Annotated in this window: 18 protein-coding genes and 2 pseudogenes; 7 read left to right on the top strand and 13 right to left on the bottom strand. The window is 71.8% G+C overall.

Going from position 1 to position 22924, the window contains the following annotated elements:
• Positions 1-811, top strand: a pseudogene (locus E1285_RS30020) (stress protein); the annotation flags it as partial.
• 31 nt (positions 812-842) lie between these two features.
• On the opposite strand, the gene E1285_RS30015 reads toward E1285_RS30020, so the two are convergent.
• A complete protein-coding gene (locus tag E1285_RS30015) occupies positions 843-1475 on the bottom strand; it encodes an endonuclease (protein ID WP_132157927.1) in 633 nt (210 codons plus the stop codon).
• Between the two features lie 80 nt (positions 1476-1555).
• Complete coding sequence (locus E1285_RS30010; protein WP_243723142.1) at positions 1556-2251, bottom strand: ribonuclease HII; 696 nt, start codon at positions 2249-2251, stop codon at positions 1556-1558.
• Between the two features lie 334 nt (positions 2252-2585).
• Between E1285_RS30010 and E1285_RS46855 the strand changes: the two genes are divergently transcribed.
• The 3 genes from E1285_RS46855 to E1285_RS29995 all read left to right on the top strand — a co-directional run bounded on the left by E1285_RS46855 (position 2586) and on the right by E1285_RS29995 (position 7151).
• Positions 2586-5198, top strand: a complete 2613-nt coding sequence (locus tag E1285_RS46855; RefSeq protein WP_207946929.1) for an AAA family ATPase — start codon at positions 2586-2588, stop codon at positions 5196-5198.
• A 116-nt stretch (positions 5199-5314) separates the two neighbouring features.
• On the top strand, positions 5315-6400 hold the full coding sequence (locus E1285_RS30000; RefSeq protein WP_132157925.1) for a winged helix DNA-binding domain-containing protein: 1086 nt from the start codon (positions 5315-5317) through the stop codon (positions 6398-6400).
• Positions 6401-6446: 46 nt separating this feature from the next.
• A complete protein-coding gene (locus tag E1285_RS29995; RefSeq protein ID WP_132157924.1) occupies positions 6447-7151 on the top strand; it encodes a histidine phosphatase family protein in 705 nt (234 codons plus the stop codon).
• Here the strand turns inward: E1285_RS29995 and E1285_RS29990 are convergent.
• The 10 genes from E1285_RS29990 to E1285_RS29945 form a co-directional block, all read right to left on the bottom strand.
• Positions 7148-7996, bottom strand: coding sequence for a biotin-dependent carboxyltransferase family protein (locus tag E1285_RS29990; protein WP_132157923.1), 849 nt, complete (start codon positions 7994-7996; stop codon positions 7148-7150). The genes E1285_RS29995 and E1285_RS29990 overlap by 4 nt on opposite strands.
• The gene (pxpB, locus tag E1285_RS29985) at positions 7993-8607 is read right to left on the bottom strand and encodes a 5-oxoprolinase subunit PxpB (RefSeq protein ID WP_132157922.1); all 615 of its coding nucleotides are present in this window, start codon (positions 8605-8607) and stop codon (positions 7993-7995) included. The genes E1285_RS29990 and pxpB overlap by 4 nt, the downstream gene beginning before the upstream one ends.
• Positions 8604-9356, bottom strand: coding sequence for a 5-oxoprolinase subunit PxpA (locus E1285_RS29980; RefSeq protein ID WP_132157921.1), 753 nt, complete (start codon positions 9354-9356; stop codon positions 8604-8606). The genes pxpB and E1285_RS29980 overlap by 4 nt, the downstream gene beginning before the upstream one ends.
• A gap of 66 nt (positions 9357-9422) precedes the next feature.
• On the bottom strand, positions 9423-9791 hold the full coding sequence (locus tag E1285_RS29975) for a hypothetical protein (protein WP_132157920.1): 369 nt from the start codon (positions 9789-9791) through the stop codon (positions 9423-9425).
• Positions 9788-12019 (bottom strand): SseB family protein, encoded by a 2232-nt coding sequence (locus tag E1285_RS29970; protein ID WP_132157919.1) that lies wholly within the window; start codon positions 12017-12019, stop codon positions 9788-9790. The genes E1285_RS29975 and E1285_RS29970 overlap by 4 nt, the downstream gene beginning before the upstream one ends.
• A 61-nt stretch (positions 12020-12080) precedes the next feature.
• Positions 12081-13778 (bottom strand): SseB family protein, encoded by a 1698-nt coding sequence (locus E1285_RS47685; protein WP_243723141.1) that lies wholly within the window; start codon positions 13776-13778, stop codon positions 12081-12083.
• Between the two features lie 99 nt (positions 13779-13877).
• Positions 13878-15416, bottom strand: coding sequence for a hypothetical protein (locus tag E1285_RS29960; RefSeq protein WP_165966813.1), 1539 nt, complete (start codon positions 15414-15416; stop codon positions 13878-13880).
• 169 nt (positions 15417-15585) lie between these two features.
• Positions 15586-15834 (bottom strand): hypothetical protein, encoded by a 249-nt coding sequence (locus E1285_RS29955; RefSeq protein WP_132157917.1) that lies wholly within the window; start codon positions 15832-15834, stop codon positions 15586-15588.
• A 141-nt stretch (positions 15835-15975) separates the two neighbouring features.
• Positions 15976-16743 carry a cytochrome b/b6 domain-containing protein gene (locus E1285_RS29950; RefSeq protein ID WP_207946927.1) on the bottom strand — a complete coding sequence of 256 codons (768 nt, stop codon included), beginning with the start codon at positions 16741-16743 and terminating at the stop codon, positions 15976-15978.
• A gap of 22 nt (positions 16744-16765) precedes the next feature.
• A complete protein-coding gene (locus tag E1285_RS29945) occupies positions 16766-17470 on the bottom strand; it encodes a molybdopterin-dependent oxidoreductase (RefSeq protein ID WP_207946925.1) in 705 nt (234 codons plus the stop codon).
• A gap of 92 nt (positions 17471-17562) precedes the next feature.
• Here E1285_RS29945 and E1285_RS29940 point away from each other — a divergent pair, with 92 nt between their 5' ends.
• The 3 genes from E1285_RS29940 to E1285_RS29930 all read left to right on the top strand — a co-directional run bounded on the left by E1285_RS29940 (position 17563) and on the right by E1285_RS29930 (position 22617).
• Positions 17563-18144 (top strand): HhH-GPD-type base excision DNA repair protein, encoded by a 582-nt coding sequence (locus E1285_RS29940; RefSeq protein WP_132157915.1) that lies wholly within the window; start codon positions 17563-17565, stop codon positions 18142-18144.
• Positions 18145-18520: 376 nt separating this feature from the next.
• Positions 18521-20677 (top strand): SpoIIE family protein phosphatase, encoded by a 2157-nt coding sequence (locus E1285_RS29935; RefSeq protein ID WP_132157914.1) that lies wholly within the window; start codon positions 18521-18523, stop codon positions 20675-20677.
• Between the two features lie 254 nt (positions 20678-20931).
• Positions 20932-22617, top strand: a complete 1686-nt coding sequence (locus E1285_RS29930; RefSeq protein WP_132157913.1) for an RNA polymerase sigma factor — start codon at positions 20932-20934, stop codon at positions 22615-22617.
• Positions 22618-22728: 111 nt separating this feature from the next.
• Here E1285_RS29930 and E1285_RS29925 read toward each other — a convergent pair.
• Positions 22729-22924: pseudogene (locus tag E1285_RS29925) on the bottom strand (hypothetical protein); the annotation flags it as partial.

The raw sequence follows: 22924 nt of genomic DNA, 5'->3' as shown, positions 1-22924 counted from the left end.
GTACGCGCCTCCTCCGCCTCCGCCGGGCGGCCAGTACGCGCCCCCTCCGCCTCCGCCGGGCGGCCAGTACACGCCTCCGCCCCCGCCGGGCGGCCAGTACACGCCTCCGCCCCCGCCGGGCGGCCAGTACACGCCTCCGCCCCCGCCCGGTGCCGCACCTCCGCCGCCGCAGCAGCAGGGCGGCGCGATCTCGCTCACCAAGAGCGCGCCGTCGGTTTCGCTCACCAAGCATGGCGCGACGTCCGGTCACATGAGGGTCAACCTCAACTGGACCGCGCGGGAGGGCGTTGCCAAGGGGCGGCTCGGCAAGCGCCGCCGCGGCGTCGACCTCGACCTCGACCTGTGCTGCCTCTGGGAGCTGAAGGACGGCCGCAAGGGCATCATCCACGCGCTCGGCGACATGGGCGCCCTGGAGCGCCCGCCGTACATCAAGCTCGACAAGGACGACCGCACCGGGGCGATCGAGACGGGCGAGAACCTCCACATCAACCTCGACCACACCGCGGACTTCAAGCGGATCCTGGTGTTCGCCGAGATCTACGACGGCGCCGAGGACTTCCGCGGCATGGACGCGATCGCCACGCTGTTCCCGGTGGGCGCGCCGCCGATCGAGATGCGCATGAACGACTGCATGGACGCGTCCCGTGACGCGGTGCTGGCGCTCATCGAGAACGTGAACGGCGAACTGGTCGTGCGCCGTGAGGGCCGCTACGTCCTGCCGCCGCCGGGCCGGCCGCGCTGGGGGAAGATGACGGTCGACCAGGCGTACAACTGGAACCTGGAGTGGGTCGCCGCACGCGGCAAGGACTGAACCGCCGGCAGGGACCGAACCGCCCGCGGGGTCACGCGGCCTTCACGGTGTCGGCCAGCTTCTTGTCGCGGGCCACTCTCACCAAGGCGGCGGCGAGCCGCGCCAGGTCCTTGTCGGGGACCTTGGAGGCGAGCTCGCCGGCGTCGGTGGGAAGGCCGACCCGTTCGGCGCCCTTCTTCACCTGGCCGTCGACGTAGGGGCGGAGCCAGGGCCAGATGGCCTGGGCTTCGCGGCAGAAGATGTCCACACCGGTGGGGCCGATGCCGGGGAACTCCTGCAGCAGCTCGGCCGCCTTGCCGGGGTCGCGTTCGGCGTCGATGGCGAGACGCCGCAGGTCGCCCTTGTACTTGTCCTGGACGATTTCGGCCGTGTCGCCCAGGCGGGACGCTGTGCTCTCGTCGTAGCGGACGTAGTGGCCGCGTCCCAGCGCGTCGACGCGTTCCTGCCATGACAGTCTGCTCATCCCGCGTGGCGTCCCCCCGCCGGCCTCGAACAGTTCGCGTGCCGCGGCGAGGGCGATGTCGGACGAGATGCGTGCGCTCAGCAGGTTGGCCAGGACCAGCAGCTTGAACAGCGCGGCCGGCTGGTCCTTCAGGGGTATGCGGGCCTCCTCGGCGAACGTCTCGCCGGACTCGTGCAGGAGCTTCTTGACGACGGTGTCCATGGCATCTACCTCCCGCTGTCGCGCTTACCCGAGTCGGCCGGGATGACTCATGCCGGGACGCGGGGCGGAGATGCGGGGGCCTACAAGAGGCTGAGCTGGCCCTCTCCGGCGAGCGGGTCGCGGTGCTTCTTCAGGTGCCGCCAGCGTGGAAGGTCGTCCAGATAGGACCACGACACTCTGTGATGCGGCGTGGGCCCCGACTCCTCCAGGGCTTTCTGGTGGACGGGCGACGGATATCCGGCGCTGTCCGCGAACCCGTATCCGGGGAATTCGCCGTCAAGGTCGGCCATGAGCCGGTCGCGGTGAACCTTCGCCAGGACGGACGCGGCCGCGACCGTGACCGACCTGAGGTCGGCCTTGACCTCGCAACGCACACGCCAAGGCCGGCTCAGGAAATCGTGCTTGCCGTCCAGGATGACCACATCGGGCGTGACGGGCAGTGACTCCAGGGCGCGGACGGCTGCGCGCCGCAGCGCCTCGGTCATGCCGACCTCGTCGATCTCCTCGGGACCGGACGCGCCGATGGCGTACCCGGCCAGCCAGCCGGGCAGCAGCTCGGCGAACGACTCGCGGTGTGCCTCGGTCAGGAGCTTGGAGTCGGTCAGCCCGATCGTCCGCTTGCCCCGGCCTTGCAGGACGGGCGGCGGGGTCAGGTCGGTGACCGCCGCGCACACGACGACCGGGCCGGCCCAGGCGCCGCGGCCCACCTCGTCCACACCGGCGATCCTGATGGGGCGGCCGTTCCCGGACGACGCGGCCTGAAGCTCGTCCTCGATCTCGTAGCCCGCGACACGCGAGACGTCCCTGGTGGCGGCGGGGACGGGATCCAGTCCGGGCAGGGCGCGGGTGGAGTCGGTCAAGGAGTCTCCTTGGAAGGAACCGCTCGGGAGCGGACGAAGGCCGCGATCGCATGGCGGGCCGTTCCCGCGAAGACGCCGGGTACGTCTTCCCGCAGGGAATCGCCCGCCGCCGTCGATCGTAGGGGCAGGACGAATGCCCTGGTCTCCGGAACCGCGGTTCACTGTTCCGGACCAGACCCGGTCATGAGGAGTCAACGAACCGGGCGCGGGGAGTCCCGTTCCGGGCGGTCCTGCGCTTTACTCGCTTCTGATGACTTTGTTCGGCAGGGCGCGCTCCCGCCCGGCGAAGGACGCCGCGGCGCGGGATCTCTTCGAGCGCCTGCGGTGGCGTTACTTCCAGGTCACCCCGGGCGTCCGGTTCCTGGGTGGTGCGCTCCTGGCCGCGCTCGTGCTGTCCGCCGCGGTCGTGTTGGACGGGCCCATTCTCGGTGTGGCCGCGGCCTGCGTGGTCCTGCTCATCGCCATCCACTTCACGTTGCGCTCGCCCACGGGCATGGCGGTCGTCGCGGTGATCGCGTCATGGCTGGCGCTGTCGGTGCCCTTGGGCGGTCTCTACCCGGACGAAGGGCAGCCGCCCTATCTGGATCCCGCGCTGCTACTGGCCGTGCTCGCCCTGCCTGTGGCGGTCGTCGCGTTCCGTCTGCGCGGGTACACGCCGTGGAGGAGCGCGCTCCTCGCGCTGGGGGCCGCCGGAGCGGTGACGGCGGCCGCCGCCCAGCTGCTGCCGGAGGCGAGCGTGGCGCCCGGCTGGGTCGCGGCCTTCGGCGTCCTCGCCTACCGCTGGGACCGGGCCCGGCGCACGGTACCGGCCGAGGCCTACGAGACCGGCTGGGTCCAGGAGCAGGCCGGGCCGAAGCCGGACGGCACGCCGGGCCCGCGCAAGAACCCGCCCGGCTCCGACACGCGTGAACGGCCCGACAAGGGAGACACGCCGGGGCGGCCCGGCAGACCCGACCGGCCCGACCGGTCCGGCAGGCCCCGCAAGGCCGACCAGAGGGGCGCCGGCGATGACGGCGCCGTGCCGGCGGCCGCGCACGCGGGCGGCGAACACCGCGCAGCGGCGCAGGCGGCCGACGCCACCGGCGCCGAGCGCGCCGCCACCGAACCCCGAACGGAAAAGGTGCCGGAGATATCCGTGGCCGAAGCACTCGCCGAACTGGAGGACATGATCGGCCTTGAGCCGGTCAAGCGGCAGGTCCGTTCCATCGCCGCGTCCATCGAGGCCGCGCACATGCGCGCGGCCGCCGGGGTCCCCACGGAGAAGCCGATGCGGCATTTCGTGTTCGTCGGGCCGTCCGGGACGGGCAAGACGACGGTGGCGCGCGTCCTGGCCAAGATCTTCTACGCGTTCGGGCTGCTGCCGGAGCGGACCGTGGTCGAGGCCCACCGCGCCGACCTCGTCGGTGAGTTCCTCGGTGCCACCGCCATCAAGACCAACCGGCTCGTCGACTCCGCTCTGGGCGGGATGCTGTTCATCGACGAGGCGTACAGCCTGGCCAACTCCGGCGAGGGGCAGCCCGACCGGTTCGGGGACGAGGCCGTGCAGACGCTTCTCAAACGTGCGGAGGACGACCGCGACAACCTCGTCGTCATCCTTGCGGGATACGACGCCCAGATGGCCGAGTTCCTCGACTCCAACCCTGGGCTGGCCTCACGGTTCGGCACGCGCGTACGTTTCCCGTCGTACCGTCCCAACGAGCTGCTGCAGATCGCCGACTACCACACCGGGCTCCGTGAGGACCGCCTGGACCCGGAGGCCCGGGAGCGGCTCGCCACGCGGTTCGAGGAGGTCGAACGGCGCGGCATCGTGGACGAGCTGGGCAACGGAAGGTTCGTCCGGTCCCTGACCGAGGCGGCGGCGCGCGCGCGGGACGTGCGGGTCGTCGATGCCGCCACGGCCGGCGGCGGACCGGCCAAGCCGACCGCCGACGACCTGGTCACCCTGCGGGCAGACGACGTGGAGACCGCGTTCGCCGAGGTCACCGAGCGGTACCGCGGCTACGCCGAGACGCCGACGCTCGACGAGGCGCTCGGCTCGCTCGAGGCGATGATCGGCCTGGAACCCGTGAAGCGGCAGGTCCGCGAGATCGCCGCCCAGCTCCGGGTCGCCCGGATGCGCCAGGAGCAGGGCCTCGTGACCCGGCCGCCGACACGGCACCTCGTCTTCACCGGGCCGCCCGGCACCGGCAAGACCACCGTCGCGCGCGTGCTCGGCCGCATCTTCGCCGCCTCCGGGCTCCTCGCCCGTCCCGAGGTGGTCGAGGCGCAGCGCGCGGACCTCGTGGGTGAGCATCTGGGCGCGACGGCGCTGAAGACGAACAAGGTCGTCGACTCGGCGCTGGGCGGCGTCCTGTTCATCGACGAGGCGTACTCGCTGAGCAACCCCGGCTACTCCGGCGGCGACGCGTTCGGCGCCGAGGCGGTGCAGACCCTCCTGAAGCGCGCCGAGGACGACCGGGACCGCCTCGTCGTCGTCCTCGCGGGCTACGAGGGCGACATGAACCGGTTCCTGTCGTCCAACCCTGGGCTCGCCTCCCGGTTCGACGTCCGCGTGGACTTCCCGTCGTACGGGCCGGACGAGCTGCTGCGCATCGCGCAGCTCATCGCCGAGGAGGGCGGCGACCACTGGGAGGAGCGCGCCCTGGACGACCTCGCCCTGGTCTTCCAGCGCGCCTGCGGAGCGGGCAAGATCGACGAGCTGGGCAACGGCCGCTTCGCCCGCTCCATGTACGAGAAGGCGTGCGCGTGCCGGGCGCTGCGGGCCGCCGACCTCGGCGACGCCGCCACCGCCGACGACCTCACGCTCCTCACCACCGATGACGTCCGCGACGCCTTCGCCGACCTCGCCCACCGCCTGACCTGACGCCTCCACGCGCCGACTACTTCCACCGGATAGTGCGTCCACCGGATGGTGCGGTCTACGGGACGAGCGAGGCACGCTGCGCGGGTGCTGTCGGAGCCATGCGCTGTAATCAGAGCATGACCTCGGTGACGTGGGCGCAAGTGCTCGCCTGGCGGATGCGGCGCCAGCACATCGAACGCCCGGCCGACGAGCCGGCGTCGCAGATCGCGCGGCGCCTGGCCGGAGTGCAGGCGCAGGTCGCGTCGTCGGCGGAACTCGCCGTCGCGATACGGCAGACGGCTCCCGAACGGGGCGCGGTGGCCCGGGCACTGCTCGACGAGCGGACCCTCGTCAAGACGTGGGCCGTGCGCGGAACCCTGCATCTGCTGCCCGCCGACGAGGCCGCCGCCTACCTCGCGCTGTGCGGTGCCGTGCGCAACTGGGAGAAGCCCGCCTGGCAGAGGACTTTCGGGGCCACGCCGGACGACCTGGAGGCCATCGCCGAGGCGGCGAGCAACGCTCTCGCGGACGGGTCGGCACTCACCCGCGAGGAACTCACCACGGCCGTCGTCGAGGAGACCGGCTCACGGCATCTCGCCGAGGTGCTCGGCTCCGGCTACGGTCCGCTGCTCAAGCCGCTGGCCTGGTGGGGCGTCCTCTGCCACGGCCCGTCGCAGGGCACACGCGTGACCTTCACCTCGCCGGAGCGGTGGCTGCCCGGCTGGACGGGGCTGCCGCCTGTGGAGGACGCCGCGCGGACGGTGATCCACGCGTTCCTGGGCGCGCACGGGCCCGCGACCCCGGGCATGTTCGACAACTGGCTCATGCGCAAGCTGAACCGGAAGAAGGACGTCAAGAACTGGTTCGCGGCCGCCGAAGACGGGCTTTCCACCGTCGAGGTGGAAGGCGAGCAGATGTACGTACTGGCGGAACACCGTGACGAGCTCCTGGCCACCGAGCCCGCCACGTCCGTCCGGCTGCTGGGTGCGTTCGACCAGTACGTTCTGGGGGCCGGGACGTCCGCGACCTACCTGGTGCCTGCCGAGCGCCGCAAAGAGGTGAGCCGGGCGGCGGGCTGGATCTCACCGGTCGTCCTCCATGAGGGCCGTGTGGCCGGTGTCTGGGAGGCCAAGGACGGGGATGTGGCCGTGACTCCGTTCGAGGACGTTCCCGCCGCTCCGCTCCAGGACGAGGTAAGGCGCTTGGTGCCGCTGCTGTCCTGAGGGGTGCCTCGAGGTGACCTCGGAGCATTCGTCTAGGGTGCCGTCCGTGGATGAGCGACGCGAGCAGGACGAGCCGATCGAGTACGGGCAGACGCGGTACAAGGCGCCGGAAGGCGCGGCGGACATCCTGCTGATCAGGCACGGCGCTTCCGCGCCCGCCCGACCCGACCGGCCCTTCCCGCTCGTGGACGGCCAAGGCGACCCCGAACTCGCCCCCGAGGGACGGGAACAGGCCGAGCGCGTCGGCGAACGGCTCGGTGACGAGCACTTCGACGCCATCTACGTGACGCCCCTGCGCCGCACCGCGGAGACTGCGGCGCCGCTGGCGCGCAGGCTCGGGCTGGAGCCGCGCGTCGAGGCCGAGCTGCGGGAGGTCCACCTGGGCGAGTGGGAGGGCGGGCTGTTCCGCAAGATGGTCGCCGAGAACGGCTCGGTGGTGCAGCGGCTGTTCGCCGAGGAGCGCTGGGACGTCATCCCCGGCGCCGAGCAGGCCGAAGCGTTCGCGGCCCGCGTCGAGAAGGCCCTCACCCGGCTCGCGGCCGCGCACGCGGGCGGCCGGATCGCCGTGTTCACCCATGGCGGCGTCATCTCGCAGGCGCTCGCGTCCACCACCGGGTCCAGGCCGTTCGCGTTCCTCGTCCCTGACAACGGGTCGATCTCTCGTCTGGTGAGGCTCGGCGAGCTGTCGTCCATCCGGGGGTTCAACGACGTGTCCCATCTGGACTGGTCCGCCCCGGCGCCCCTGACCTAGACGCGGAAGCGGACGCGCTGGCCGGGGCGCAGCTGCGCGGCGTCGGGGACGGCGGACCGCACGAGCACCGCGACCACGGGGTAGCCGCCGGTCGTCGGATGGTCGGCCAGGAAGATGATGGGCAGCCCGCTGGGCGGCACCTGCAGCGAACCGGTGACCATGCCTTCGCTGCCCAGTTCGCCGTCGCGCGCGCGGACGAGGGGTGGGCCGTCCAGCCGCACGCCGACGCGGTTGCTGTCGGGTGACACCTGGTAGAGCGTGGACGTCAGCGCGGTCAACGCCTCCTCGGTGAACCAGTCGTCGCGTGGGCCCGGCCGGATGTTCAGGACCGGCGTCTCCGGCATGCGCCGTGGGGGTGCGACGTCCACGGCGATGTCAACGAGTCCCTCAGCGGAACCGAGCGGGATGCGGTCGCCCGCGGACAGAGGCGGCGGGCCCAGCCCGGACAGAAGGTCGGTCGAACGGCTCCCCAAGACCTCGTCGACGGCGACACCGCCCCGGACGGCGAGATAGCTGCGAAGCCCTGACGCCGGGTTGCCGAGCTCGGCCAGCGCACCGGCCGGGACGTGGACGGGCGCGTGCGTCCCGTATGCGCGGCCGTCGACGCGCAGCGGTGCCGGTGCTCCCGTGACCGCGACCCAGGCGTGCCCGTGGAAACGCAGTGCCGCCCCGCCGAAGGTGAACTCCACGGCCGCCGCGCCCTCGGGGTTGCCGACGAGCCGGTTGGCCAGCCGGAAGGCGCGCTCGTCGGCGGCGCCGGAGCACGGGACGCCCAGATGGGCGCGGCCGGGCCTGCCCAGGTCCTGGACGGTCGCAAGCGGCCCCGGCCGCACGACCTCGATCAAGAAGACTCCCCGGGGACGAAACGGACCCGCATGCCCGGCCGGAGCAGGGACGGCGGATCGCGCGTCGCGTTCCACAGCCGGAGCCCGCTGCTTCCGAGCAGCCGCCAGCCGCCCGGCGAACTGGACGGGTAGACGGCCGCGTACCGGTCCGCGATCGCCACCGAACCCGCCGGGACCGACGTGCGCGGCGACTCCCGGCGGCCCACGTGCAGCGCCGGGTCGAGGCCCGTCAGGTAGCCGAAGCCGGGGGAGAAGCCCAGGTAGGCGACCGTGTACGTGGCGGCGGAGTGGCGTCGGACGACCTCGCCGCGCGACAGCCCGGTGAGGCCGGCGACCTCGTCCAGGTCGGCGCCGTCGTAGGTCACGGGGATCTCCACCGGCTCCGCGTCGCCCCCGGCGTCCGCCGGCAGGCTCAGCCGCGGAAGCCGCGCGGCGAGACGGTCCAGGTCGGCGGACGGGTCGGCGACCACCAGGACGGTCTGCTCCCCGGGCACGACGTCCACGACGCCGGGGAGCGGCTCGTCGCGCAGCGCGGCGTTCAGCCGGTGCGCCGTCGCGAGGTCTCCGGTCTCCACGAGCAGGGCCGCGTCACCGGCCCGCAGCACTTTCACGCGAACGACTCCAGCGTCACGCCGGCCTCGGACAGCGCCGACCGGACCGCCCGTGCGAGCGTCACCGCGCCCGGAGTGTCGCCGTGCACGCAGACCGAGCGGGCCTTCAGCGCGACCTCGGTGCCGTCCGCCGCGATGACCGTGCCGTCCACGGCCATCCGGACGGCGCGCTGGACGACGGCCTCCTGGTCGTGGATGACGGCTCCGGGCTCCCTGCGCGACACCAACTCGCCGGACGGCGTGTAGGCGCGATCGGCGAAGCATTCGGCGACCACGGTGAGCCCGCCGGCGACCCCGTGCACGGCGGAACCGGGGAGTGTCAGCAGCGGAAGTGAGGGGTCGTACTCCCGTACCGCATCGGTGACCGCGCGCGCTTGGACGGTGTCACGGGCGATCCGGTTGTACAGCGCCCCGTGCGGCTTGACGTAGGCGACACGTCCGCCTTCCGTACGCGCGATGCCGTCCAGCGCCGCGAGCTGGTAGAGGACCTCGGCGGTGAGCTCCGGTGCGGCGACGTCCATCTCGCGGCGTCCGAAACCGGCCAGGTCCCGGTACGACACCTGCGCGCCGATGGTCACCCCGCGCTCGACGGCCGCGGCGCACACCCGTCGCATGATCAGAGGGTCGCCGGCGTGGAACCCGCACGCCACGTTCGCGCTGGTGAGCACGTCCAGCAGCGCCAGGTCGTCGCCCAGCTCCCAGATGCCGAACCCCTCACCGAGGTCGGCGTTGATGTCGATGACCGCCATGCCTTAGACCTACCACCGATCGCCGGACGTGCCACCGATCGCGGACCTGCCACCGGTCCACGTGCCTCAGACGGTCTCTTCGTGCAGGTCCTCGACCTCGTGCCTGGACGCCCACGCCTGGTACACGCCACGGTCGAACAGCTCCAGCCCGAGACGTTCCGCCACCGGAGCCCTGCCGCCGCTGTACTCCACGCGCAACCAGCCCTCGTGCTCGCCCAGCACGACGAACGGTTCGTCGCGCCATACGCAGTGTGTCGTGACGTACTGCAGATGCTCCACGTCCGACAGGGGCACCACATGGAAGTACCTGCTCGGCGCGACCTGCTTGAAGCCGTCGGTGTGCCGCGAGGCGTAGAGCCGCACCCGGTCACCGTCCGGGCTCGCCTCGTAGTCCGCGCCGCGCCAGCGCGCGTAGTAGCCGTGCCGGATGCTCATCCCCGCCCTCCCGGCTCCCCGGGCAGCTTCACCAGCCATCGGCGCAGATCGGCGTCGTAGCCCGCCACCAGCGACTCCCTGCCGTTCGCGGCGATGCGGTACAGCTCGGCGCCGTGCGGCAGCCGCTGGCTCTCGATCTTGAACTCCGGGATGGCGGGGCCGTCGCCCGGCGCGTACCCCGACCCCGGGAACGGCGCCTTCTCGATCACCCATCCGCCCGGGATGATCCCCATGCTCCACTCGTCGATCCCGCCCAGCGGCCGCCGGAACAGCGGCGGCTTCACCGCCGGCCACCGGATCGCGTGGATCTCCTCGTCCGACGGCGTGAACGGCGAACCCTCGTACACCAGCCCCAGACCGCGGATCAGCGCGGCGGGGGTGGCCAGCTCCCGGACGTCCTGGAACCGGTGCACGTATCCGGCGACGAGGTCGTATCCGCCCTCCAGGTAGTGCTGCACGTGCTCGGGACGCACCACCTTCTGCATCACCACCACCTGGGACGCGCCGTCCGCCGGTGCCTCTCCCTTCGGCGTCGGCTGGGGCTGCGTCTCAGCCGCAGGGGCCTCCCGCTTCTCGCTCGCGTCCGGGCCCTCACGGCCGGCGACCGGGATGTCCTGCGGCCGCGCGCGCTGCTCCTGCTCTCGCTCGACCGGCACGCTCGGTGCACGCTGCGGACGGGTCGGCGCGTCCGTGGTGACACCGGCCCCGGCGCTCGGTGCGGCGCTCGGCGGGGAGGCAGGGGAGCCGTGGTTTCCGGGCACCGTCTCCGCGGCCTCGCGCCGCCGGTAGGCGGGCGGTACCGGGAGGCCCCGCGGGTCGCTCGGCGTTTCGCGGGACGGGCCCGGCGATCCGCCGCGTCCCGGTACCGGGATGCCTCGCGGGTCCGCGGCGGTCTCCCGGGCCGCCGGAGCCTCGGTTCGCCGTGGCGGAGGCGCGGCAGGCCGCGGCGGCGGAGGTGCGGCAGGAGACGGCGGGGACGCATCCGGGCGTGGCGGGGGAGACGCGGCCGGATGTGACGGGGGAGGCCCGGCCGGGCGTGGCGGTGCCGTGGGCGGCGACGATGCCGCGGGGCGCGGCGGGGACGCGGCCGGGTGCGGCGCGCCCGCGTCGCCGGGCGGGCGCGTGGGCGTCTGTGGCGTCGCGGAGACGCCGGAGGGTGCCGGGGTCTCGGTCCGCGGCGGCGCGGGGCTCTCCGGCGCCCTGGGAGCCCTCTGGCCCGTGGTGGGCTGGCCGGTGGTGGGCCGACCCGTGGTGGGCTGGCCGGTGGTGGAGCCGTCGCGGGCGGGCTTGACGCCGCGGGTCCTGGCCCGGGACGAGGCGCCCGCGACATGGACGTCGGTCGGCGCCGGCGGCGCCGGGGCGGCGGGCTTGCGCGGCTCCTCCGGCTCGAACAGCGCGTTGGCGTCCAGATAGGAAGCGCTGGGGAGGCCCGGGTTGATCGCCAGCTGCCATTCGGGATGCGGCCAGCGGCGGGACAGCTCCGACAGGGACGCCTCCCGGTGGTGGACCGCCTGCCCCTGCAGGGAGCGGTCCATCGCCTCGGGTGAGGTGAACGCCAGCACGAACGTTCCGTCCCCGAACTGGGCCGTGGCGAACTGCTGCTCGGCGGCTCCGGGGTCGCCGGGAGAGGGCAGGTACAGCACCGCACGCGCGAGCAGTTCCAGGTAGCCGTGCTGGTCACCGCGTTCCCGCGCCTCGGCGAGCGCGGTCTCCAGCGCGGACCCGGACGGCCGGGGGGCGCGCGCGGAGGCGGCCGGGCGGGCGTCGGCGTCGGGGACGGCCAGCGGGATGCCGAGGCCCGGCAGTGCCAGTGGTCCCCCCTCGGGGCCGGACCGGCTCGCCTGGTAGACGAGTTCGAGCGGCGACTCGACGCGGTAGACGTCGCGGAACGCGCCGACCATCAGCCCGGCGAGGAGCGCGCAGGCCTCCAGCGCCTCGGCCGAGGCGCGGGCGCCGCCGCGGTCGCGCAGCGTGAACTGGTGCCACCAGTTCTTGCGTTCCTCTTCGTCCGGCGGTTCCCAGCCGAGCGCCCTCAGCCGCCGTTCCTGCCGCGGCGCCAGTGGACGGGGCAGGAACGCGCTGCTGACCGCCTCCGAGTCGAGCACGCCCTCGGCCCTCATCGCCTGGACGTAGGGCAGCCCGCTGGGTCCCTGCACGATGAGGAACGACGTGACCGGCAGCCGGGAGAGCTCCAGCGTCAGTCGTTTGGCGAAGTCGTTCCAGTCCACTCGGGATCCACTCTCACGTCCGTGGGGCGGGGGCCGTACTGAACGGTAGCCGAACGTTACTTCACTCGGTTCGCGGAGCGGGAACGGCGTCCGCCCTTACCGGTGCCCAGAGGCCGCCGATGGCGTCGTAGACCGCGAGGGGCGTCTCGTCGCCCTCGCCGGTCCAGCGCCAGAGGCGGGCTCCATGGGGGAGCCGCATCGGGACGCCGGCGGGCTGCTGCTCGGCGGCGGGCCGCTTGCCGGGCGGCGCCCCCAGGGGAAGCGCGGCCTCCTTCTGAACACGCTCCGGTTCGGGACGCTCTGGTTCAGGACGCTCTGGTTCGGGGCGTGCCGGTTCGGGGCGTGCCGATTCGAGAGGCTGCGGTTCGGGTCGCGGCGGTTCGGGTCGCGGTGGCTCAGGCGGCGGTGGTTCGGCGTTCTGCGGTGGCTCAGGCCGCGGTGGTTCGGCGTTCTGCGGTGGTTCGATGTGCGGTGGTTCCGGAGGCTCCGGCTCGGCCGGCCTTGCCTCCGCCGCCCCTGCTCCCGGCCCGGCCGGGGCCTCGGGCTCCGGGGCCGTTCCGGCTTGGAGCGCGGCTCGCAGATCTTCCACGGTGTACGGATCGATCGCCGTATGCGAATCGTCGTGTGCACCGCCGGCGCCTGGGACCGAACCGTTGGCGGGGGGGATCGAGCCACCGGCGACAGGGTTGGGCCCAGAGAGGGCGTTGGGGTCGACCGTTCCGTACGGGTTGGAAACGTCCTGCTCGGCGGGCGGTGCCGAGCCCGGACCTCCGTGCAAGTGGGGGATGACGGAGGAGTCCAGGAGCACTTCGCTCGGCAGCCCCCAGTTGATCGCAAGGCGCCATGCGGGGTCCGGCCAGCCGGACGCCAGCTGCGCGAACGAGGTGCGCCGGTAGAGGCCGGGATGCCGGTCGCCGGTGTGGGCCAGGGCACCGGGTGAGGTGAACACCGTGACGTAGGTGTCGCTGCCGATCGTGACGGTGGGGAACTCGGCGCGGTCGGGGTCCTCCACGGCGGGCGCGGTCGCCGGGAGAACCAGGTCGGCGTCCGCCAGAAGCTGGAAGTACGCGGCGTTGTCGCCGTTCGCCTTGGCCTCGGTCAGGCGGGGTTCGAGCAGATCGGCGTCCACGGTGGAGGGACCCTGCGGCGGCATCCGGCTCCCTGCCGGCGGCGTCCCGGCGGGCAGCGGATCCACCTCCGCGAGAGGGACGCCGGACGGGTCTCCGGCCGGGCCGACCGGGTCTCCGAGCGGGCCCGGCGGCTCGCCAGGCGCGGTGCGGCGCTTGTTCACGCGCGACGGGTCGGCGACGTCGATACCGAAGCCGGTCAGCTCGATGAGGCCGGTGCCGTGCCGGTGGAACGACTCGTACACGAGGTCCGACGGCCGCCGCACGCCCTGGACATCGCGCAGCGCGGTGACCATCACGTCGGCCAGCCGGGAGAAGTCGCCGTCGGCCACCGACTGCATCCCGCCGGGCATGCCGAACTCCGGCAGCTCCGTCCACCAGTTGCGCGGGGCGGGATCGGCGGGCGGGCGCCAGCCCGCGTCGCTCATGACCTCCTCGTCGGCCAGCGTGAGCAGCAGCGGCCCTTCGAGGAAGTTGTTGCTGACCGCCTCGGCGTAGAGCCGGTCGGGCTCACGCATGGCCTGGACGTAGTGCCGGCTCTCATCGCGCTCGCGCACGATGAGGATGGTGTCCCGTTCGAGCCCGGCCAGCTCACGTCCCAGCCGCCGGGCGAACTCGGACCACTCCAACAAGATCACTCCCTACGACCGGGGGCCGGTCCCCGGGCCCCCGCGAGACCATGCCCGAGACCCGATGATTGTCGCCGGGGACGCCGCGCGCAAACCAGGAGTTCACTCGGGTGGGGGTTCGTGACGTAGCACACGCAGGGCATCGCGGAGAGCCTCCGGATCGTCCCCGGAACGTTCGAGGACGTCGATGAGTCTGTGCAGAATCTCGTGGCGTTCGTAGCCGACGTCGAGCAGCGACTGGGCGGTGTCCCAGAGTTGCAGGGGCTCACCGTCCCACAGTCGTTCTGTGAGGCGTTCGTGCGCCTCGATGTGCTCTTCGTCGGCGCCTGGATGCTCGAACTCCAGGAGGATGCGGCGGTCGTCGGGGTCGGCGGGGTCCAGGGTCGACAGGTTGATGAAGCCGTGCCGTCCGGTCCGCCGGTGGGTGCCCGACAGGAACGGCAGGGCGAACGCCCGGCGGGGCAGTGCCTCCAGGTCGCCGTCGGGTAGCAGCCGGTCGACCAGCTCACGGTCGAGGCCGAATGCGGACGGGTCGCGGTAGGCCTCGGCGAACTTCGCGGTGGCGTCCCAGAGGGCGTCCAGGGTCGTCCTGACGCCTTCCTCGGGGAGCCCTGTGCGCTTGCCCGCCCATCGCACCCACGCGGCAAGCACGTGGGGGACGGCCTCTTGTTCCGTGGGGGAAAGTAAAACCTTCCGTGGCAGCCAGTCGAGCAGGAACATCTCGCACTTGACGGGACTGACGCGCAGCGGCCGGCCGAAGTCGTGCGTGCAGCCGTAGTCGATGATCCGGTCGACGCACCGGCTGGCGGCCGAGCGGTCGGACAGGCCCTCCGCCTCGTCCGAGGCGAGGAAGCGGGCCGCGATCGTCGCCCGCCTGTCGGGCCCGTACACCGGCGGCTGGGGCAGCCGGCCGCCCGGTGGCAGGATGTCCACCCGCGCCCGGACGAATGCGTGGTAGGTGCCGAAGTTGTCGTTCACCGGCGGGTCGTCGGTGCCGTCGGTGAGGTCGAGGGCGCTCTGCAGCAGCGCCTTGGTGTCGCGCGGGTCGAGCTGTTCGAACCGCATCAGCGGGTTGTCGCGGCCTTCGCGGCGGCAATGGTCGAGGAGCTTGTCGACCTGGGACGAGACCCAGGCGTCCCTGACCATCCCGCTCGCCGGCGGGTGCCCGGCGCGTGCGGCCGGGGCGAACGGGTCGCCGGCGGGCTGGACGGCCCCGGCCTTGTTGCGGTCGACCAGGATGACCAGGGCGTGCCGTTCGGCCCCTCCGTAGCTGTAGGTGCAGACGACGGAGTCCTGGTCGCCGAAGACGTCCCTGGACACGTAGCAGTCTTCCGGGGCGACCATTCCCACTCGGTCGGCCCATCCCGGCCTGGCGACGCCGTTGCCCATGAGTTCGAGCGCCGCCCCTTCGGCCTCGGCCGCCTGGCGCGGGGTCCCCAGGTAGGCCATGCCGGTGAGCAGCGCCAGCGCGGCCGGGGTCCCGGCCGTTCCGGCGTAGTCGATGAGGGCCTCGCCGATGACCTCCTCGACGTCGCCTTCCGGTATGCGGTGACCCCACCAGGCGCCGAGGATCTCGCTGACGATGAGCTCGGCGTCCAGGGGGCTGCGCACCGCCAGCAGTTCGCGGGCGTGCTGCAGCATGCCGTCGAAAATCGCCGAGACCTCGTCCGGGGGAGCCGATCCGTCCCGGCCCGGGTCCCCGGAGGAGCGGTGGCGGCTGCGGGGACTCACGGCTATAGCCTCTCAGATCCGGCGGCGGGCGATGTCCCGGACACGTTCGAAGGCCGGGCCGGGCGCGCGGCCGGTGGAGTCAGGCGTCCACCCCTTCCGCCGGAGCGCGTCCGGAGGGCGGCTCCGATTTCAGGATTCCGGTGAGGTGTTCGCGGGCCATCCGCTCGACTCTGGCGGGCGTGGCGTCGAGACCCAGGTGGGACATGCGCGCCTGGACGTCGGCCACGCACCGGTGCACCGCATCCAGGGGGAACGTCGCGAACTCGTCGCTAAGCCGTTGTGTGAGCGCGTTGCGAGTCTCGCTCCGGTGATCGGCCAGTGCAGGCATCTGCGTACACCTCCGCGCACGGGGTTCCGGCGGACGGGGACGCCGCCGGCCGAGGCGGAGCGTGGACGGACTTGCCCAGGCTTGTGGGCTTCCGTCTGAACCCAGCCTCGATGTCCCATTCCAGCGCTTTTGGGGGGAGAGTCAAGACATACCGGGGCGTCGTTTCGCAAATTCTGAGCCGTCTTCTCCGGAGGCCCCGTCCGGATCGCCGTCCACCGCCCTGACCTGCGCATTGTGCGTTTCGCCGGATGATCTGCGGCTGGCCGGGCGTGGCCGGTTCCGGGCGTCCGCCCAACCGGCGTGGTGGCGTGCCGCCCAGTCCAGGCCCACCCGCCCCGTCAGCATGCCCTGGAGCGCGCCGCGGTCCTGGAACGCCTGCCACAGGTGCCCTGCCGTCACCACGACGACGACGAGGAAGAGCCAGTCGTGGACGAACGTGGCGCCCGTCCGCCAGCGATCCGGCCACGGGCCGGGGAAGGTCATGATCTCGCCGGTGCCGAGCATGATGAGGATCGCGCCCGCGGTGAACGCCGCGTTCAGCTTCTGACCCGCGTTGAACTTGCCGACGGGGAAGATTCCGCGCCCACCCTGTACGACCCTGCGGTCGCGGCTCTTGAGCCACGCCCAGTCGTGCGGGGCGAATCTGTTCAGCCGCCGGAGGTCGGCCCGGAAGGCGCGGGACACCAGGCCGAGCACTATCGGCGCCGGCAGCGCGAACCCGCACCACACGTGGACGGTCTTGACCGTCTCCCGGTACCCGACCAGCGTCGACAGCATCGGCAGGTACAACAGCGCCGCAGTCACCAGGCAGATCAGCATCAACAGTGCGGTGACATGGTGGATCGACCGCTCGGCCAGGGTGAAACGCTCTAGCCAGACCCGTCCGGGGGAGACCACAGCGTCATGCACGGGCGGGTCATGCGGGGACGGGTCACGTTGGGGCATCGTCACGCCCGTTCGACCGCCCGACCCAGGCGTGCACGTCGTATCCGAGGTTCTCCCAGTAGCCGGGGACGAGCTTGTCGGTCAGCTCGATGCCGCCGAGCCATTTCAGTGACTTGTAGCCGTACATGGGCGCCACGTAGAGCCGAGTCGGCCCGCCGTGATCGTGCGTGACCGGCTTGCCTTCCATCTGCGTCGCCACAAGGACGTCCCGCCGTCGCGCCTGTTCCAGCGTCAGCGACTCTGTGTAGACCTCGTCGAACGACGTGAACGTCACCGCACGCGCCTCCGGCGACACTCCGACCGCGTCCAGCAGGTCGGGCAGCGCCACCCCGACCCACTCCACGTCAGGTACCCGCCAGCCCGTCACACACTGGAAATCGCGTTCCAGCCTCGTTTGCGGAAGCCGCGCCAGGTCTGCCATACCGAAGGCCTGGGGCTTGTCGACGAGGCCACCAACGGTCACGCGGTGCGTGGCGGGGTTGTGCCGCTTCACGCTCCCGACGACGGAGTAGTACCGGAAACCACCGGCGGCCGGTAGGACATCACTGACCGGCCCTATCGGCGCCAAGGCACGACTGACCTTGTCCTGTACGGACGCTCCCACGGCGACCCCCGCCACGCCGAGACCGAGCATCCCGAGCACCAGCCGCCGCCCCACGGGGGTGCCCTCTTCTCGCTCCTCCTCGTTCACGCCCTTATTCGAACACCGTGGCCCGCCCCCCGCCAGGGTTCGCCCATTCCCGTAAGACTTCTGACAGATGGACCGGCCTTAAGCTTGGGCGCATGGCCACGAAGGTTCACCTCGCACAGCGTCCGGAAGCCGACGAACTGCTCGGACGCAGCCCGCTGGCCGCCCTGGTGGGCATGCTGCTCGATCAGCAGATCCCGATGGAGTGGGCGTTCTCCGGCCCCTACACCATCGCCCAGCGGCTCGGCACCGACGACCTGGACGCGCACGAGATCGCCGCGCACGACCCCGAGCGGTTCGCGGCGATCCTGTCGGAGAAGCCGGCCGTCCACCGCTACCCCGGGTCGATGGCCAAGCGGGTACAGCAGCTGTGCCAGTTCCTCGTGGACAACTACGACGGGGACGCCGAGAAGGTGTGGCAGGGCGTGGACACCGGAAAGGAAGTGTTCAAGCGCCTCAACGGCCTGCCCGGGTTCGGCAAGCAGAAGGCGCAGATCTTCCTGGCGCTGCTGGGCAAGCAGTACGGCGTCCAGCCGGAGGGCTGGCGCGAGGCGGCGGGCGCCTACGGCGAGGAAGGCTCCCACCGCTCGGTGGCCGACATCACCGGCCCCGAGTCCCTGGCCCAGGTCCGATCCTTCAAACAGGAACAGAAGGCCGCGGCCAAGGCCGCCAAGTAGGGACGCACGCAAGTAGGGACGCACCCAAGTAGGGACGCACCGGGCGAGTGGGACACGGCGTGAGGGTGTCAACTCGCCGAATGGGCCGGGTTGACGGCGTGTGACGCCCGAGCGTCGTAGCATCTCCTACTCGCCGTCCGGGCGGACCGCCTCCCGCGTCCTCCGCGACGATGTCCGAATCCGACGCGTTCGTCTGGGACCGAAGGGAACGAGGATGTTCATCAGGGGTTCCGTACTCGGCGAACCATCGGGATGATGAATACCTGACTCCGACCGGTGTTGTGATGGAGGTGGGGGCGCTAGCCTGCTCCCATTCACTCATAGTGATGAAAACTTGCCGCGCGGTACGGGACCCTCTGGGGCGGAGGTGTTGTCCATGAGCACCGAGACGTCCGTTCCGCATCCTCGCGTCTCAGGGGTGGAGGGGCAGCCCATGGATGCGTCCGACGCCGCGCTGTACGCGACCTTGCTGACGGAAGCCCCGGGTGGGCTGGCGTTCTTCGATCGTGATCTGCGCTGCCGCAGGGCCAACGACGCGCTCGCGGCGCTCCTGCGCGTTCCTGTCCGCGAACTGCAGCAGCGCAGACCTGCCGAGGTGCTGCCCGAGGCGCTGGCGACGGCGTTCGAGGCGGCCCTGCACAAGGTGATCGCCGAGGACCGCCCGCTGACCGACTTCGATCTGGTCGTCCCGGCCGGTGAGCCGCCGGGCCCGCCCGGCGACTCCCGCCCGCCCGGCGACGCCGCCGGGGTGGCCACAGCGGTCGAGGAGCGGATCCTGGCCTGCACGTGGCTCCCCGCGAGGGGCGGCGACGGTGAGCACCTGGGCGTCGTCCTGACCGCGCTGGACGTGACCGAGCGGCGCAGGGCCGAGGAGGTCATCCGCCGCAAGGAGCAGCGCTACCGCTCGCTCGTGGAGGCCAGCGCCCAGGTGGTGTGGGTCGCGGCGCCCGCGGGCGGCGTGATCGACGACGCGCCCGAATGGCGCGCGATCACCGGGCAGACGCCGGACGACTACGCGGTCGGCGGCTGGCTGTCGGTGGTGCACCCCGAGGACCGTCCCCGCATCGAGGGCGCCTGGCAGGGATGTGTCGAGGAGAACCGGGTCTTCGAGACCAACTACAGGATCCGCACCAAGAGCGGCACCTACCGGCACTTCGACGTGAGGGCCGTGCCCATCTGGCAGGGCGACGCGGTCATCGAGTGGGTCGGTGCCAACACCGACGTCACCGGGCAGCGCGAGGCCGAGGAGATGCGCGGGCGGCTGACCGAGCAGCTGTCGGCGGCGGCGCTGCGCACGGCGCGCCTCCAGCAGGCCACGTCGATGCTCGCCGAGGCCCTGACCGTCTCCCAGGTCGTCCAGGTCATCACCGAGGTGGGACGGTCGGCCATCGGCGCCGACTACTCGGCGGTGGCGCTGCTGGACGACGACAAGCTGCGCCTCAGCATCGTGGCGCCGTCCCAGCCGGGCGCCGAAGGCGAGACCGGTCCCGTCTCCCGGGACGACATCAAGGTCAGTGACCAAACCGTGATGTCGGTGGCGGTGCGCGAGAGCCGCCCGTTCCTGGCCGAGCATCCTGACAGCCTGCGCTTGCAGCTCGGCCACGGTGAGAGGGACCTGTTCGCCCAGCACACCGAAGAACGCGCCTGGGTGGGTCTTCCGCTCCTGGCGGCGGGCGCGCCCATCGGGGCGCTCCGGTTCTCGTTCACGCGGCCCAGGGAGATCACCGAGGAGGAGAGGGTCTTCCTGGAGGCGCTCGCCGGCCAGTGCGCTCTGGCCGTTGAACGTGCGCTGCTGTTCGAGCGCGAGCACCGGACCGCCGAGGAGCTCCAGCGCAGCCTCCTGCCCAGCGACCTTCCGCAGCTGCCCGGGATGGTGCTGGCGGCCCGCTACAACCCGGCGACCCGGCACGTCCAGGTCGGCGGCGACTGGTACGACGTGTTCCGCCTGGCCGACGACCGGCTCGCCGTGGCCGTCGGCGACGTCATGGGCAAGGGCGTCCTCGCCGCGGCCGGAATGGGACGCGTCCGCAACGCCCTGCGCGCCCTCGCGCTGAACGACCCGCGTCCCGCCGCGGTCCTGGCCGGCCTGGACCGGCTGTTCAGCGCCACGGAGGACGAGGAGCAGTTCACCACGGTCGCGTACGCGGTCATCGACCCCGAGACCGGGAAGGGCGCGTTCAGCAACGCCGGGCACCCGCCGCCCCTGCTGATCTCCCCGGACACGCCCGCGCACGTGAGCACGCGGGAGCCAGGGACGCCCCTCGGGTGGCCGAGTCAGCGCCAGCAGACAAGTTTTTCCATCGAGACCGGCAACACTGTGGTGTTCTATTCCGATGGACTTGTGGAGAACCGTAGGCGTGGGGTGGACGCCGGGCTGGAGGAGCTTGTCGCCGTTGCGGCGGACGCCCCACCTGAAGTGGTAGGAGATCCCGAGAGACTCGTCGACTTCCTGGTCGATCGGATGCTTGCCGGGTACGAGCAGGTAGACGATGTGACCGTGCTTGCCCTGCACGTCCCGCCCAAACCCGAGTGAAGGCCGCTGGAGCCGGTGCGAAGACGGCCTGGTACGTACGAAGGACCGTCCCGCGCCCTCTAAGGTGGAGAGTTACCGGGTAGGACTTCACACGCGGAACGCGCAGCAGTGCCAGAATGCTTGACCCAGAGATAGCGGGTACGCTGCGGTCCCGCACCGGGAGGTCCGCTCTGTGTGTGGTCCCACCCAGTGTGAGGCCGGGCCCGTCAGGGCACTTGGGTCAACCAAGCCACACGTTCGTTCGAGAGGTATTTGTGTCGCCTGCTAGCTCGACCTCGAAAGCGTCAGATCTGCACGATCACGTCATCGCGCAACTGATCGAGCGTGGACGGTCCCAGGGTTACCTCGAAGCCGACGACGTACGACGTACGTTCGAGGAGGCCGACATCCCCGTGTCGAAGGCCTCCAGCATTCTGCGGAGCCTCAGCAAGGAGGGTGTGACCGTCATGGTGAGCGCTGCCGACTCCGCGGCGCCCAAGCGTCCGCGCAAGCGCGGGACGCCGCCGGCACGCAGGCCCAAGACCGCCGCGGCGGCCAAGGAGCAGCCCGACACGGTGACCGCCGTCGTTGGCGATGACGCGGAGCCCGAGGAGGCCGCCGCCGAGCCGCGCCCGGACGCCGTGCCCGCGCCGAAGCCCGTGCCGAAGAAGGCCGCGCCCGCCAAGGGCGCCAGGTCCAAGAAGGGCGCCCCGGCCAAGAAGGGCGCCGTGCAGGCGGCCGAGGCCGCGCCGGTGAAGGCCGTCAAGAAGGTCGCCGACGACCCCGAGGCCGAGGTCGGCGACGAGGCCGACGTCGAACTCGTCGAGGAGGACCTGACCGTCCTCGACGTCGAACTCGAGGACGAGGCGGCCCCGGAGGCCGACGAGGCGTCCGAGACCGAGGACGAGGAGACCCAGGCCGCGCCCGCGGCCAAGGTCGTCCCCGCGGGCAAGCAGGCCGCCGAGGGCAAGCCCGCCGCCGAGGAGGAGGGGTTCACCCTCGGCGACGACGACGAGGACGCGCCCGCCCAGCAGATCGCGGCCGCCGGCGCCACCGCCGACCCGGTCAAGGACTACCTCAAGCAGATCGGCAAGGTCCCCCTGCTGAACGCCGAGCAGGAGGTGGAGCTCGCCAAGCGCATCGAGGCCGGGCTCTTCGCCGAGGAGCGGCTCGCCGCCGACGGTCCCGCGATGTCCGAGGAGGACAACGAGGACTTCGAGTGGATCGCCGAGGACGGCCGCCGCGCGAAGAACCACCTGCTGGAGGCCAACCTGCGGCTGGTGGTGTCGCTGGCCAAGCGCTACACCGGACGCGGGATGCTGTTCCTGGACCTGATCCAGGAGGGGAACCTCGGACTGATCCGGGCGGTCGAGAAGTTCGACTACACCAAGGGCTACAAGTTCTCCACGTACGCCACCTGGTGGATCCGGCAGGCCATAACTCGCGCGATGGCAGACCAGGCCCGCACCATCCGTATACCGGTTCACATGGTCGAGGTCATCAACAAGCTGGCGCGCGTGCAGCGGCAGATGCTCCAGGACCTGGGCCGCGAGCCCACCCCGGAGGAGCTGGCCAAGGAACTCGACATGACCCCGGAGAAGGTCGTCGAGGTCCAGAAGTACGGCCGCGAGCCCATCTCACTGCACACCCCGCTCGGCGAGGACGGCGACAGCGAGTTCGGTGACCTCATCGAGGACTCCGAGGCCATCGTCCCGGCGGACGCGGTCAGCTTCACGCTTCTGCAGGAGCAGCTCCACTCCGTCCTGGACACGCTCAGCGAGCGCGAGGCGGGCGTGGTGTCGATGCGGTTCGGTCTCACCGACGGCCAGCCGAAGACCCTGGACGAGATCGGCAAGGTGTACGGGGTGACCCGTGAGCGCATCCGGCAGATAGAGTCCAAGACCATGTCGAAGCTGCGGCACCCGTCGCGCTCCCAGGTGCTGCGCGACTACCTGGACTGATCGGTTTCCGCCTGCCGGAGACTTGAGCTCAAGGAGCAGGGCCCCGTCCATGTGGCGGGGCCCTTGTTCTTTGCCCGGATCACGTCCGGGCGGCCTGCTGGCCGTGCGCGGTCAGTCGTGCAGGATGACGTCGAGGTTCGTGCCGTTCAGCTCCACGGAGTGGCCGAGGTCGGCGACGGCCTTGAAGAGCTCCTCCGGGTTCCGCGGTGCCGCGCCCGCGCTGAGCAGGTCGTGCGCGATCCGCCCGCGGGTCGCCTTGGCCATGTGGCTCACCACCGTCCGCTGTGTTTCGCCCCCATGGCTACGC

This window comes from Actinomadura sp. 7K507 (assembly GCF_004348425.1).
Lineage (GTDB): Bacteria > Actinomycetota > Actinomycetes > Streptosporangiales > Streptosporangiaceae > Spirillospora.
The sequence above is the reverse complement of the archived record's forward strand: the minus strand, read 5'-3'. Positions and strand labels throughout refer to the sequence as shown.

What these genes read in the sequence shown, in the direction of transcription:
- E1285_RS46855 (WP_207946929.1), top strand. Translation starts at nt 2,586, where the DNA reads ATGACTTTGTTCGGCAGGGCGCGCTCCCGCCCGGCGAAGGACGCCGCG.
- E1285_RS29940 (WP_132157915.1), top strand. Translation starts at nt 17,563, where the DNA reads ATGGCCACGAAGGTTCACCTCGCACAGCGTCCGGAAGCCGACGAACTG.
- E1285_RS29935 (WP_132157914.1), top strand. Translation starts at nt 18,521, where the DNA reads ATGAGCACCGAGACGTCCGTTCCGCATCCTCGCGTCTCAGGGGTGGAG.
- E1285_RS29955 (WP_132157917.1), bottom strand. Translation starts at nt 15,834, where the DNA reads ATGCCTGCACTGGCCGATCACCGGAGCGAGACTCGCAACGCGCTCACA.
- E1285_RS30000 (WP_132157925.1), top strand. Translation starts at nt 5,315, where the DNA reads ATGACCTCGGTGACGTGGGCGCAAGTGCTCGCCTGGCGGATGCGGCGC.
- E1285_RS29960 (WP_165966813.1), bottom strand. Translation starts at nt 15,416, where the DNA reads ATGCTGCAGCACGCCCGCGAACTGCTGGCGGTGCGCAGCCCCCTGGAC.
- E1285_RS30015 (WP_132157927.1), bottom strand. Translation starts at nt 1,475, where the DNA reads ATGGACACCGTCGTCAAGAAGCTCCTGCACGAGTCCGGCGAGACGTTC.
- E1285_RS29975 (WP_132157920.1), bottom strand. Translation starts at nt 9,791, where the DNA reads ATGAGCATCCGGCACGGCTACTACGCGCGCTGGCGCGGCGCGGACTAC.
- E1285_RS29980 (WP_132157921.1), bottom strand. Translation starts at nt 9,356, where the DNA reads ATGGCGGTCATCGACATCAACGCCGACCTCGGTGAGGGGTTCGGCATC.